Here is a 12,726-nt window from a genome sequence, read left to right on the forward strand (position 1 = left end):
CCCGCCACATGGGCCGCGGCGGTGTCGACCGAGACCACGAGGTCGAGCAGCACCGCCAGCGCCGCGGTGTCGAGGAAGGCGCCATCGGGGCCGCCATCGAAGCCTGGGCCGGGGCTTTCCACGGCAAGGCCCGGCCCAGGCTTCGATGGCGGCGGGTCGCCCGCCATCTCGTCCGCCTTGTGCAGCGCGATCCAGCGCACCCCCGCCACGCGGCCGAGCGGCGCCAGCGCCGCCGCCGGGACCGAACGGCGGCCGACGGCGCTGCCGCGCCAGACCAGCCCGACCCGCAACCCCGGCCCGCCGCCCGGATGCAGGCCCAGCCGTGCGCTCCAGGCCCCCACCCGCTCCGGTTCGGCCCGCAGATAGGGGACGGGGGTGGGGATGCGGTCCAGCCGGTCGATGCCGAGCAGGCCGGGCAGGCTCATCAAGGGCGCGTGCCGGTCGACGGGCGGTGGCGGTTCCCCCTCGTTCACCCAGCCGTCCACCCCCGGTGCCGTCACCAGCAGCCGGCGCAGCGACGCCGGCCCCTCCACCAGCACCCGGGCACCGCGGGCGCGCAGGTCCGCCGCGAAGCGGATGAACTGGACGAGGTCGCCCAGGCCCTGTTCGCGGGTCAGCAGGAGGGTGAGGCCGCGCGGATCCTCCCCGGTCCAGGCCCGGCCGGACCGGGCATGGACGCGTTGCGGAAAGGCGCGCCAGCGCCATTCATACTCCCGCCAGCCCTCCGCCAGCCGACCGTGCAACAGCAGCAGGAAGGAGAGATGCCAGCGGCTCGCGGCGTGCTCCGGATCGATCGCCAGGGCACGCCGCCAAGCCGCCGCCGCGGCGTCGAGTCGCCCCGACCGGAACAGCGCCAGTGCCCGCTGGTACCAACCTCCGGGATCACCGGGGGCCAGCGCCACGGCGATCCCGGCGAGGCGCTCCGCTTCCGCCGGATCGCCGGCCGCCATCGCGGCGGCGACCAGCTCCAGCCGGGCCTGGAGGTCCCGTGGCGCGAGCCGGGCGAGGCGGGTCCAGGCCGTGCGGGAACTGGTGCACACGTCCGCCCCGGCCAGCCGGGCGAGACCCTTCCAGCCCTCCGCCGCGGCCGGTGCCAGGGCGAGCGCGCGGCGGAAGGCCGCCGCCGCGTCCGCACCGTCCAGCGAGGCTCCCAGGTTGCACCAGTCCTGCACGCCGTCCGGCCGCAGCGCCAGGGCGCGGCGGAAATCACGCCGGGCGCCGTCGCGGTCGCCCGCGGCCTGCGCCGCCACCCCGCGCCGTCCGCACACCCCGGCAAGGTTGACCCGCACCAGCGGGTTGCCGGGCAGCAGGGCATCCAGCCGTTCCAGCAGGGGCACGGCGCGGCGGAGATCCCCCGCCTCCGCCGCCCACACCCCCAGCCGGTTGAGAGCGTCGGGCTGGGTCGGGGCGAGCGCCAGCAGGCGTTCCACAAGCGCCATCGCGTCGCCCGCCCGGCCCGCCTCCACCAGCGCGGCGGCCCGCTCCAGCGCGCTCCGCATCCTCTCCGGGCCCACGTCGCGTCCGCCGGCCGTGGCCGGACGCCGGGTGGCGAGTGCGGCCAGCGCGTCGGCCACCCGCGCCACCACCGGCGCCCAATCGCCGGGCGTGGCCTGGCGGAACAGCCGCAGCGTCGGGTACCAGGGCGTGTCGTCGCGCCCCAGCAGCCAGCGCCATTCCGGGGGGGAATGCAGCATCACCCAGGCCGGCACCCCCAGCGCCCCGGCCAGATGGGCGGTGGCGGTGTCGATGGTGAGCACGAGGTCGAGCGACGTCATCACCGCCGCGCTGTCGAGGAAGGTGCCGGGACCGCCATCCGAGCCGTCATCGAAGCCGGGGCCGGGCCGTTCGAGGGTCAGCCCCGCCGGCACCCGGTCGAAGGGGTGGGGCTCCCCCGCCTCCTCCTTCTGCAGGCTGATCAGCCGCAGCCCCGGCAGCCGGCCCAGTGGCTCCAGGGCGGCCAGCGGCAGCGAGCGCCGGTCGCCGTTGCTGCCGCGCCAGACCAGCCCGACGCGCAGGCCGGGCCGCCCGTCCGGGCCGAGCCCCAGACGCTGTCGCCACCGTTCCACCCGCTCCGGCTCGGCCCGCAGATAGGGGACGGGGGCGGGGATGCGCTCCGGCCGGTCGATGCCGAGCAGGCCGGGCACGCTCATCAGCGGCACATGGCGGTCGAAGGCCGGCGGCTCCTCCCCCGCGTCCACCCAGCCGTCCACCCCCGGCGCGTTCTCCAGCAGCCGGCGCAGCGGGGCCGGCCCCTCCACCAGCACCCGCGCGCCGCGGGCCCTGAGGTCGGCCGCGAAGCGGATGAACTGGACGAGGTCGCCCAGGCCCTGCTCGCGGGTCAGCAGAAGGGTGAGGCCGCGCGGGTCCTCCCCGTCCCAGCGCCGGCCGGGCACGGCGCGCGCCCAGCCGGGAAAGGCCGCCCAGCGCCATTCATACTCCCGCCAGCCTTCCGCCAGCCGGCCATGAAGCAGCAGCAGGCAGGCACGGTGCCAGCGGCTCGCGGCATGCTCCGGATCGATCGTCAGGGCACGCCGCCAGCCCGCCCCGGCGGCGTCGGGCCGCCCCGACCGGAGCAGCGCCAGGGCCAGATGGCTCCAGCCGTCGGGATCGCCGGGGGCCAGCGCCACCGCGCGGCGGGCCGGCGCTTCGGCATCCGCCGCCCGGTCCTGCCCGTGGCGGGCGTTGGCGAGGTTGATCCAGGCACCGGCGAGGTCGGGCTCCAGCCGCAGGGCGCGCTCCGCCGCCGCCGCCCGCGCCGGCCAGCCGCCGGCGCCCCGCAGCATGCTCGGAACCAGCAGGGCCGCGGCCCGGCCGGGAGCCAGAGCCACGGCGATCCGGCCCATGCCCTCCGCCGCGGGCTCGCCGGCCATCACCGCGGCCAGGGCCAGTTCCAGCCGGGCCTCGGCGTCGTCGGGCACCAGCCGGGCGGCGCGGGTCCAGGCGGTGCGGGAGGTGGTGACCGCGTCCCGCCCCGCCAGCCGGGCGAGACCTTTCCAGCCCACCGCCGCGGCCGGCGCCAGGGCGAGCGCGCGGCGGAAGGCCGCCGCCGCGTCCGCACCGTCCAGCGCCACCCCCAGGTTGCACCAGCCGTGGGGATCCTCCGGCCGCAGCGCCAGGGCGCGGCGGAAGTCGCGCCGGGCACCGTCGTGGTCACCGGCGGCCCGCGCCGCAACCCCGCGCCGTCCATGCACCCCGGCGAGGTTGACCCGCACCAGCGGGTTGCCGGGCAGCAGCACCAGGAGCCGTTCCAGCAGGATCACGGCGCGCCGGAGATCCCCCGCCTCCGCCGCCCACACCCCCAGCCGGTTGAGAGCGTCGGGCTGGGCCGGGGCGAGCGCCAGGAGCCGTTCCAGCAGGGCCATCGCCTCCACTGTCCGTCCCGCCCCCGCCAGCGCGGCGGCCCGCTCCAGCGCGTCCCGCATCCGGTCCATGCCCCCATCCCGGTTTCTCGTCCCGGTTCCGTGCCCCACCCGCCGGAGGACGGGAGGGTGATAGAGCGGGATCGCATCTGGTGGAATCACCAGATGCGATCCCGCTCTAAAATCTTAGATCCAGAGCAAGATCGGGGTTGGCCGGTTCGGCCAACCCCGATCTTGCTCTGGTCCGCGCAACCCGCGGCGGGCAAGGCCGGCGCCGGTCCATCCCCCGGTCCATCCCCCGGTCCATCCGTTGCCCCAGCCCGGCCTTCATTGGCCGTTGACAGCCGTACCGGGGTCAACGAGAGTGCACCCGCATATTACCCGCGAATGCGGAGTAACGGGCTATCCCAGGGGCGACGGTCCGCTGGTGCGCGGTACCCCCGGCCGGTGCGCCCGCACGGCCCCCGGGGAGCCGCCCACGGGAGTGCGCCCACAGGGGTCCGCCCATGAAAACCGGGGCATGGTGCGATCTTGGGATCGGGCGGGATCCGGACGAGAGCAGGCCAGACGAGAGCAGGGCTGATGAAGATCTACTCCCACCGCGGGAATCTCTCCGGGAAGAGCCCGCGGGAAAACGAGCCTGCCTTCATCCTGGAAGCCATCGCCGCCGGATTCCACGTCGAGGTCGACCTGCGGTTCGTGGACGGCGCCTACTTCCTCGGCCATGACGGGCCGGAACACCCCATCGATCTGGCCGACTTCGACCGGGAGGAGATCATCTTCCACCTGAAGACGCCGCATGTCCCGGCACTCCGCCACGCCGACTGCTTCGCCATCGAGAACGATCCCTACGTGCTGACCCGGCTGGGCCTCTTGTGGACCAACTACAACCGTCCGCCGACGCCGGAAGCGGTGATGTGCGCGCCCGAGCTGGTGGGCGACGAGCGCCCGCTCGACGAGTTCGTCCGCGCGATGCGACACCACGCCGCCGGCATCTGCACCGATCATCCGCTGCTGGTGCGACAGGTGCTGGCGGGTGCCTGACCCCCGTCCACGACCACCGTCCGCAACCCCCGTTCGCCCCCGCCTTTTGAAGACCGTGAGAGACGTAATGCCGAATTCAGGAATGTACCGGGCCACGCGCAGCGATGACGTGGTGGCGACCTACCGGATCCGCAGCCGGAATCTGGAAAAGGCGGCGGAGGCCATCGCCATCGGCCAGTCCATCGGCAACCCGAACGTACGCCTGGACCGCGAGACCGCGGAGATGTGGAGCCGCTACGGCTGCGAGATCCGCAGCCTGACCAGCGAGGGCGACGGCTACGGCACGGCTGTCATCGGCTACCCGGCCGGCAACTTCACCGAGGGATCCTTCACCCACATCCTGATGTCGGTGATGGGCGGCCAGCTCGACATCGACATCATCGAGGAATGCCGGCTGATCGACCTCGATCTGCCGCCCGCCATCGTCGCCCAGTACGCCGGCCCGGCCAACGGCATCGAGGGCATCCGCGCCCGGCTCGACGCCCACGACCGCCCGCTGGTCGGCGGCATCGTGAAGCCCAAGACCGGGCTGACCGTCGCCCAGCTCGTCGAGATCTGCCAGCAGATGGCCGACGGCGGCATCGACTTCATCAAGGAGGACGAGATCCTCGGCGAGATCGAGGTCTGCCCCTTCGAGGCGCGGGTCGAGGCTGTCATGAAGGCGCTGGAGTCCTACCGCGTCATCTTCTGCCCCTGCGTGACCGCCCCCGTGCACCGGCTGGCCGGCGCCATGGAGACGCTGCGCCGCCAGGGCTCGTCGGGCTTCCATTACAACATCTGGGCCGGGCTCGACGCCTACCAGTACGCGGTGAAGCTCTCCGGCGGCATGTTCGCCCATTACCAGAAGTCCGGCGACCGGGCGATGACCGACGGGCGCTTCTCCATCGACTTCACGGTGTGGTGCAAGCTGACCCGGCTGGCCGGGGCCGACTTCATCCATGTCGGCATGGTCGGCGGCTACCTCAGCGAGCCGGTCGACGTGATGGCGAAGCGGCTGGAGGCGCTCCAGGGTCCGATGGGCGGGCTGAAGGGGCTGATGCCCAGCCTGTCCTGCGGCGCCACCCCCGGCATGGTCGAGGGGTTGCGGGGCATGTTCGGCAACGACATCATGGTCAGCTCCGGCGGCGCCCTGCACGGCCACCCGCAGGGCACCCACGCCGGCGCCAAGGCCTTCCGCGACGCCGCCGAGGGCCGCAGCTCGCGCGAGCTGGACATCGCCATCGAGACCTGGGGGCGCTGACCCATGGACGTGCACCGCATCGACGACTTCAAGGGCGGCTGGTTCATCGGCGATTTCGAGCCGGCGCTCCTGCGCACCGCCGGCTTCGAGGTCGGCTGGAAGGTGCACCACCGCACGGAGTTCATCGCCCCGCACATCCACCAGCAGCTCACCGAGTACAACCTGCTGGCCCACGGCTCGATGCGGGTGAACGGGCGCGAGCTCGGTCCCGGCGACCTGTTCATCCTGCACAAGGGCGAGCGGGTCGACGCCGAGGTGCTGACGGAGGAGGCGCATGTGGTCTGCGTCAAGGTGCCCTCCGTCCCCTCGGACAAGGTGATGTGCGACCCCGCGTCATGACGATGCCGACCATGCCCACGCGTACGGCGATGCGTACGGTCGTCATCCCCATGGCCGGGCGCGGCAGCCGCTTCCGCAGCGTGCACGACACCAAGGTGCTCTACCCGGTGCCGCCGAGGGCCGAACCGATGTTCGCCCACGCCGTCTCCACGCTGGGCTTCGCCTTCGACCGGCTGGTGCTGATCTGCCAGCGCGCCCACGGGATCCCCGCCCTGGCGCGCGAGCATCTGCCGTGGGTGACGGACATCGCCTGCGTCGAGCTGGACGCCATCACCGGCGGTCCGATGGAGAGCGTGCTGAAGGCGCGCGCACTCCTTGAGGAGACGCCGGACAGCGAGGTCGTGGTCTGCAACGCCGACCAGGCCATGGTGTGGCCGGGCGACTGGGCGCTGGGCTGGTTCCGCGACCGCGGGGCGGAGGGGGGTATCCCCACGCTGCGCCGCGACACGCTGCGCCACTCCTACGTCGGGCTCGACCCGGAGGTCCCGCACAAGGTGGTGGCGGTGCGCGAGAAGGAGCGCATCTCCGACCGTGCCACCATCGGCATCTACTGGTTCCGCCGGGCCGCCGGGCTGCTGGCCGCCGCCGACCGCATGATGGCCGCCGGCGACCGCGCGCCGAACGGGGAGTTCTACGTCGGCCCCGCCTACAACCACCTGGACGGGCTGATCCTGGAATACCCGCTCTGCGAATTCTGGTCGCTGGGCGAGCCGGAGAATCTCGCCGCCTACCTCGCCCGCGACTACGCCGCCGCGGCGCGGGACTGACCGGGAGGGGCCGCGCCGGACATGCCCGTCCTGACCCACCTCGACCATCTGGAAGCCGAGAGCATCCACATCCTGCGCGAGGTGGTGGCGGAGACCGCGAACCCGGTGATGCTCTATTCCATCGGCAAGGACAGCGCGGTGATGCTGCACCTGGCGATGAAGGCGTTCCACCCGGCCAAGCCGCCCTTTCCGCTGCTGCATGTCGATACGACCTGGAAGTTCCGGGAGATGATCGCGTTCCGCGACCGCACGGCGGAGGCCCTGGGGCTGAAGCTGATCGTGCACGTCAACCGGGAGGGGCTGGCGCGCGGCATCGGCCCCTTCACCCATGGCTCGGCCCTGCACACCGACGTGATGAAGACCGAGGCGCTCAAGCAGGCGCTGGACGCGCACGGCTTCGACGCCGCCTTCGGCGGGGCGCGGCGCGACGAGGAGAAGAGCCGGGCCAAGGAGCGCGTCGTCTCCGTCCGCGCCCCCGGCCACCGCTGGGATCCGCGCCGCCAGCGCCCGGAGCTCTGGCGGCTCTACAACACCCGCCGCAGCCCCGGCGAGACGCTCAGGGTCTTCCCGCTGTCCAACTGGACCGAGCTGGACGTCTGGCTCTACATCCACCGCGAGGGCATTCCGGTGGTGCCGCTCTATTTCGCCGCCGAGCGCCCGGTGGTGGAGCGCGGCGGCACCCTGATCATGGCCGACGACGACCGCCTGCCGCTCGCCCCCGGCGAACGGCCGCATCTGCGCCGCGTGCGCTTCCGCACGCTGGGCTGCTGGCCGCTGACCGGGGCGGTGGAGAGCGACGCCGACAGCGTGCCCGCGGTCATCGAGGAGATGCTGCGCGCCACCACCTCGGAACGCCAGGGCCGGCTGATCGACCATGACGGTGCCGCCTCCATGGAGGCGAAGAAGCGCGAGGGGTATTTCTGATGAGCGGGACGGCAGAGCTGGAAAGCGAGCTGCGCGCCCGCGAGCGCATGACGCTGCTGCGCTTCATCACCTGCGGCAGCGTGGACGATGGCAAGAGCACGCTGATCGGGCGGCTGCTGCACGACACCGGCGCGTTGAAGGACGACCAGCTCGCCACGCTGGCCGCCGAATCCGCCCGCATCGGCACCCAAGGCGGTGCGCTGGACTTCGCGCTGCTGGTGGACGGGCTGGCGGCGGAGCGCGAGCAGGGCATCACCATCGACGTCGCCCACCGCTATTTCGCCACCGCCACCCGCGGCTTCATCGTCGCCGACACGCCGGGGCACGAGCAGTACACCCGCAACATGGCGACCGGCGCCTCCACCGCCGACTTGGCCGTGCTGCTGGTGGACGCGCGCAAGGGGCTGCTGACCCAGACCCGCCGCCACGCCTTCATCGTGGCGACGCTGGGGGTGCGCCGGCTGGTGCTGGCGGTCAACAAGATGGACCTCGTCGGCTGGGACCGCGCGGTGTTCGAGGCCATCGAGGCGGAGTTCCGGGCCTTCGCCGGGCGGCTGGGGGTCACCGACGTGACCGCCATCCCGCTGTCGGCGCTGACCGGCGCCAACCTGGCGCGGCCCGCGGCCGAAAGCCCCTGGTACGACGGCCCCACCCTGCTGCACCGGCTGGAGACGGTGGCGGTGGTGGAGGAGGAGGACGCCGACCGGCCGCTGCGCCTGCCGGTGCAGTGGATCAACCGCCCCGGCCCCGATTTCCGCGGCATCGCCGGCACCATCGCCGCCGGGCGGCTGCGGCCGGGCGACCGGCTGCGGGTGCTGCCCTCGGGGCATGAGAGCCGGGTGGCGCGCATCGTCACCCGCGACGGCGACCTTGGCGAGGCGGTCGCCGGCCAGGCGGTGACGCTGACGCTGGCGGACGCCATCGACGTCGCCCGCGGCGACCTGATCGTCGCCCCCGACCGACCGGCCGCCGTGGCCGACCAGTTCGAGGCGACGGTGATCTGGATGGGGGAGGCGCCGCTGCTGCCCGGCCGCTCCTACCTGATGAAGATCGGCACGGCCACGGTGGGCGCCGTCGTCGACCGGCTGAAGCACCGGGTCGACATGGACACGCTGGAGCCGCTGGCCGCCCGCCGGCTGGACCTCAACGGCATCGGGCTGTGCGTCCTGCACCTCGACCGCGCCATCGCCTTCGATGCGTACGAGGAGAACCGGACCACCGGCGGCTTCATCCTGATCGACCGCGCCGACAACGCCACCGTCGCCGCCGGCATGCTGCGCTTCGCGCTGCGCCGGGCCGGCAACATCCACTGGCAGGCCTTCACCGTGGACAAGGCGGCACGCGCCGCCCAGAAGCGGCAGAGGCCGGCGGTGCTGTGGTTCACCGGCCTGTCGGGCGCCGGCAAATCCACCATCGCCAACCGGGTGGAGGCGCTGCTGCACGCCCGCGGCCACCACACCTACGCGCTGGACGGCGACAATCTGCGGCACGGGCTGAACCGGGATCTGGGCTTCACCGACGCCGACCGGGTGGAGAACATCCGCCGCGTCGCCGAGGTGGCGCGGCTGATGGTGGATGCCGGGCTGATCGTGCTGGTGTCGCTGATCTCCCCCTTCCGGGCCGACCGCCGTCTGGCCCGCGAGCGGCTGGGGGAGGGGGAGTTCCTGGAGATCCACGTCGACGCCTCGCTGGACGTGGCCGAGAGCCGCGACCCCAAGGGTCTCTACCGCAAGGCCCGGCAGGGGCTGATCCGCAACTTCACCGGCATCGATTCCCCCTACGAGCCGCCCGAGGCCCCGGAGCTGCGGATCGACGCCGGCGCCCGGACGGTCGAGGAGACGGCCGCGGCCGTCCTGCGGCTGCTGGAGGAGCGGGGCGTCGTCGCCCCCGAGTGACCTGTCGATGACCGCCACCCCGGCGCCCACGCCCATTCCCACCCTGGGCCTCGCCGCGCACCATCTGCGGGAGAACCGTCCGGCGGAGACGGAGCGTCTCTGCCGCGCCCTGCTGGAGGCCGCCCCGCTGGGTCCGCAGGCCGCCAGCGCCTGGCATCTGTTGAGTGTCGTCGCCCGGACGGTCGGCAAGCACGACGCCGCCGTCCTCTGCCTGTCGCAGGCGGCGGCGCTGGAGCCGCTGGCCGCCCACCATCGGGTCGGGCTGGCCGAGGCCCTGCGCGCGCTGGGCCGGACGGACGAGGCGGCGGCGGCCTTCCGGCAGGCGGCGGTGCTGGCCCCGCCGGCCGCCGCCCCCTGGCTGCTGGCGCTCGGCACCGTCCGGCTGGAGCAGGGCCAAGCGGCGGAGGCCGCCGCGGTGTTGGCCCGGGCCGCCATCCTCGATCCCCGCTCGGCGGAGGCGTGGCGGCGGCTCGCCATCGCCGAGCAGCGCGCCGGCCGGCTGGAGGCGGCGCGCGCCGCCTACGCCCGCGCCTACACCGAGGGCGGCGACGGCGCCATGAAGCTGCGCGAGGCGCTGACCCTGCCCGTCATCACCCGCGACCGGGCGGAGATCGCCGACATCCGCCGCCGCTTCCTGGCGATCATGGAGGCGCTGGAGCGCGACCGCCCGCCGCTCGCCGACCCGCTGGGGCAGGTCGGGACGACGCCCTTCCTGCTCGCCTACCACGCCGAGGACGACCGGCCGCTGCAGGCCGCCATGGCGCGCGCCTGCGCCGCCATGTGCCCGTCGCTTCTGGAAGTGGCGCCGCACTGCCGGCCGGATGCCGTGCCGGTGCCGCACCCCGACGGGCGGGTGCATGTGGGATTCCTGTCCGAGCATTTCTTCGGGCACACCATCGGGCAGCTCAACGTCGGGCTGATCGAGCGGCTGCCGCGCGACCGCTTCCACGTCACGCTGCTGGTGCGCCCGGCCCGCATGGACGGGCACCGCGCCCGGCTGCTGGCGGCGGCCGAGCGGGTGGTGGAGCTGCCCGGCGATCTGGCCGGGGCGCGGGCGGCGGTGGCGGCGGAGCGGCTGGATCTGCTCCACTACACCGACATCGGCATGACGCCTTTCAGCTATTTCCTGGCCTTCGCCCGGCTGGCGCCGGTGCAGTGCCTGACCTGGGGGCACCCCGACACCACCGGCATCACCAACCTGGATGTCTTCCTCACCTGCGACGCCATGGAGCCGGAGGGGGCGGAGGCGCATTACACCGAGCGGCTGGTCCGGCTGCCCGGCCCCACCGTGCATTACCGCCCGCCGCCGCCGCGCGACCCCGAGCCGGGCCGCGCCGCCTTCGGCCTGCCGGAGGACGCGACGCTCTACATCTGCCCGCAGAGCCTGTTCAAGTTCCACCCCGACTTCGACCCGGTGCTGGCCGCCATCCTGCGCGGCGACCCGCGCGGGCTGCTGCTGCTGGTCGACCCGCGCGCCCATGCGCCGGCCCTGCTGGAGCGTCTCGGCGGCCACGCCCCCGACATCGTGGACCGCGTGCGCGTGCTGCCGGGCCAGGGCACGGCCGATTTCGTGGCGCTGATGGGGCTGTCGGACGTGATGCTGGACCCGCTGCACTACAGCGGCGGCAACACCTCGCTGGAGGCGCTGTCGCGCGGCACGCCGATCGTCACCTGGCCCGGCGCCTTCATGCGCGGGCGCCACACCCACGGCTTCTACCGGCTGATGGGGATGACGGATCTGGTGGCCCGCGACCACGGCCATTACGTGGAACTGGCGCTCCGCCTCGGCACCGACCCCGGCTTCCGGGAGACCATGCGCGCCCGCATCCGGGAGCGCTGCGGCGTGCTCTACGAGAACGACGCCACCGTCGCCGCCATCGCGGATTTCCTGGAGCGGGCGGTGGGCCGGTAAGGCGGGCAGTCGCGTAAGGCAATGGCCTCGGACGAGCCGCCAAATGGCAAATTTGCACGCGCACCCTATCGCAGGTAGGGTAAGCCACGCGCGGCATAATTTTTTCCGGAAAGACATTGACGAGTTACCACCAAGCCCTATATGGTTCGTGGCTTTTGCGCAATGGTGGTAACATACTCATCTATCTGCGCAATCGTTACCCTTCCGACAGGGGAGTGTCAAGTGTTTTTTGCCCCCTGCTCGTTCACTGCAACAACGCATGAGGAAATTATGGTCAAGCTCAATTCCAAGCATCAGGCGACGCTGGACGCGCTGTTCGAGAAGCCGACCCGTCCGGACATCCGGTGGGACGACATCGAGGCCCTGGTCATCGCCCTCGGCGGCACCGTCACTCCCGGCAAGGGCTCCGGCCGCCGCATCCAGCTCAACGGCTGTTTCGCCGTCCCGCACCGGCCCCACCCGCAGCCCGTCACCACCCGGGGAGCGGTTCGGGCCATGGCGGATTTTCTCCGCAGGGCCGGCGTTGTTTAATCGATTGCTATCATTATTTGATATCTTTAGAGTGTGTATCACGCAATCATGGGAGACCGGGAGGGGCGCCACCTCTCCCGGTATCGGAGATCATGCAGTACAAGGGTTACACCGCCAGCATCCGCTTCGAGGAGGAGGCCAAGCTTCTCTTCGGCGAGGTGGTCGGCATCGCGGACACCATATTCTTCGAGGCCGACAGCGTGGACAGCTTCATCCAGGCGTTCCACGACGCGGTCGACGACTATCTCGCCTGGTGCGCGGAGGAAGGACGGGAGCCGGACAAGCCGTTCAACGGCCGGATCCTGTTCCGCTGCGAGTCCGATCTTCACAAGTCGGCCATCCAGGCGGCGGAGGCCAAGAACATGACCCTGAACCAGTGGCTCACCCAGGCCGTTTCCCGGCAGATCGAGGCCGAGGCGGGCGACCCGGTCGTTGTGCGCGCGGCCTGACCGGTCGCCAGCGGCCGGATCCGCGGCGCGTGCGCTGGACCGCCGGCGCTTCGGGGTGTTAGGAAGCGGCGGCGATGGACGAGAAGCGAGACCCGGCGTGAGCGAGCAATCATCCCAGCATCCGGCATCCCGGCATCCGGCCCCCCCGTTCCGGTTGCGCGGCAAGCGCGTGTGGGTGGCCGGACACCGCGGCATGGCCGGGTCGGCCATCGTCCGCCGGCTGGAGCGCGAGGACTGTGAGATTCTGACCGTGGGCCGCGACCGGG

At 72.7% G+C, this 12,726-nt stretch carries 11 protein-coding genes; 10 read left to right on the plus strand and 1 reads right to left on the minus strand.

Going from position 1 to position 12,726, the window contains the following annotated elements:
- Positions 1–3,431: tetratricopeptide repeat protein (locus HL658_RS35175; protein WP_180287732.1), on the minus strand; the 3,431-nt coding region annotated here is incomplete at its 3' end.
- Between the two features lie 510 nt (positions 3,432–3,941).
- Here HL658_RS35175 and HL658_RS35180 point away from each other — a divergent pair.
- From HL658_RS35180 to HL658_RS37550, 10 genes are all read left to right on the plus strand, one after another.
- Complete coding sequence (locus HL658_RS35180; protein ID WP_180286820.1) at positions 3,942–4,403, plus strand: hypothetical protein; 462 nt, start codon at positions 3,942–3,944, stop codon at positions 4,401–4,403.
- A gap of 82 nt (positions 4,404–4,485) precedes the next feature.
- Positions 4,486–5,643: a RuBisCO large subunit C-terminal-like domain-containing protein gene (locus HL658_RS35185; protein WP_180286819.1), complete on the plus strand. Its 1,158-nt coding sequence runs from the start codon at positions 4,486–4,488 to the stop codon at positions 5,641–5,643.
- Positions 5,644–5,646: 3 nt separating this feature from the next.
- A complete protein-coding gene (locus HL658_RS35190; protein ID WP_180286818.1) occupies positions 5,647–5,982 on the plus strand; it encodes a hypothetical protein in 336 nt (111 codons plus the stop codon).
- A gap of 11 nt (positions 5,983–5,993) precedes the next feature.
- The gene (locus HL658_RS35195; RefSeq protein ID WP_180286817.1) at positions 5,994–6,749 is read left to right on the plus strand and encodes an NTP transferase domain-containing protein; all 756 of its coding nucleotides are present in this window, start codon (positions 5,994–5,996) and stop codon (positions 6,747–6,749) included.
- 21 nt (positions 6,750–6,770) lie between these two features.
- Entirely contained in the window at positions 6,771–7,673 is a 903-nt protein-coding gene (gene cysD, locus HL658_RS35200; RefSeq protein WP_180286816.1) for a sulfate adenylyltransferase subunit CysD, read from the plus strand.
- Positions 7,673–9,568: a sulfate adenylyltransferase subunit CysN gene (cysN, locus tag HL658_RS35205; protein WP_180286815.1), complete on the plus strand. Its 1,896-nt coding sequence runs from the start codon at positions 7,673–7,675 to the stop codon at positions 9,566–9,568. Before cysD ends, cysN begins: the two co-directional genes overlap by 1 nt.
- 7 nt (positions 9,569–9,575) lie before the next feature.
- Complete coding sequence (locus tag HL658_RS35210; RefSeq protein WP_180286814.1) at positions 9,576–11,480, plus strand: O-linked N-acetylglucosamine transferase family protein; 1,905 nt, start codon at positions 9,576–9,578, stop codon at positions 11,478–11,480.
- Positions 11,481–11,750: 270 nt separating this feature from the next.
- Positions 11,751–12,011 carry a type II toxin-antitoxin system HicA family toxin gene (locus tag HL658_RS35215; protein ID WP_180286813.1) on the plus strand — a complete coding sequence of 87 codons (261 nt, stop codon included), beginning with the start codon at positions 11,751–11,753 and terminating at the stop codon, positions 12,009–12,011.
- A gap of 92 nt (positions 12,012–12,103) precedes the next feature.
- Positions 12,104–12,460 (plus strand): type II toxin-antitoxin system HicB family antitoxin, encoded by a 357-nt coding sequence (locus HL658_RS35220; RefSeq protein WP_180286812.1) that lies wholly within the window; start codon positions 12,104–12,106, stop codon positions 12,458–12,460.
- A gap of 169 nt (positions 12,461–12,629) precedes the next feature.
- Positions 12,630–12,726 (plus strand): NAD-dependent epimerase/dehydratase family protein (locus HL658_RS37550; RefSeq protein ID WP_343055427.1); only part of this gene is annotated, 97 nt, incomplete at its 3' end.

This window comes from Azospirillum oleiclasticum (genome assembly GCF_013423485.1).
Lineage (GTDB): Bacteria > Pseudomonadota > Alphaproteobacteria > Azospirillales > Azospirillaceae > Azospirillum > Azospirillum oleiclasticum.

Excerpts from the sequence above, each read along its gene's own strand:
- HL658_RS35180 (WP_180286820.1), top strand. The coding sequence starts at position 3,942 with ATGAAGATCTACTCCCACCGCGGGAATCTCTCCGGGAAGAGCCCGCGG.
- HL658_RS35185 (WP_180286819.1), top strand. The coding sequence starts at position 4,486 with ATGTACCGGGCCACGCGCAGCGATGACGTGGTGGCGACCTACCGGATC.
- HL658_RS35190 (WP_180286818.1), top strand. The coding sequence starts at position 5,647 with ATGGACGTGCACCGCATCGACGACTTCAAGGGCGGCTGGTTCATCGGC.
- HL658_RS35195 (WP_180286817.1), top strand. The coding sequence starts at position 5,994 with ATGCCCACGCGTACGGCGATGCGTACGGTCGTCATCCCCATGGCCGGG.
- cysD (WP_180286816.1), top strand. The coding sequence starts at position 6,771 with ATGCCCGTCCTGACCCACCTCGACCATCTGGAAGCCGAGAGCATCCAC.
- cysN (WP_180286815.1), top strand. The coding sequence starts at position 7,673 with ATGAGCGGGACGGCAGAGCTGGAAAGCGAGCTGCGCGCCCGCGAGCGC.
- HL658_RS35210 (WP_180286814.1), top strand. The coding sequence starts at position 9,576 with ATGACCGCCACCCCGGCGCCCACGCCCATTCCCACCCTGGGCCTCGCC.
- HL658_RS35215 (WP_180286813.1), top strand. The coding sequence starts at position 11,751 with ATGGTCAAGCTCAATTCCAAGCATCAGGCGACGCTGGACGCGCTGTTC.
- HL658_RS35220 (WP_180286812.1), top strand. The coding sequence starts at position 12,104 with ATGCAGTACAAGGGTTACACCGCCAGCATCCGCTTCGAGGAGGAGGCC.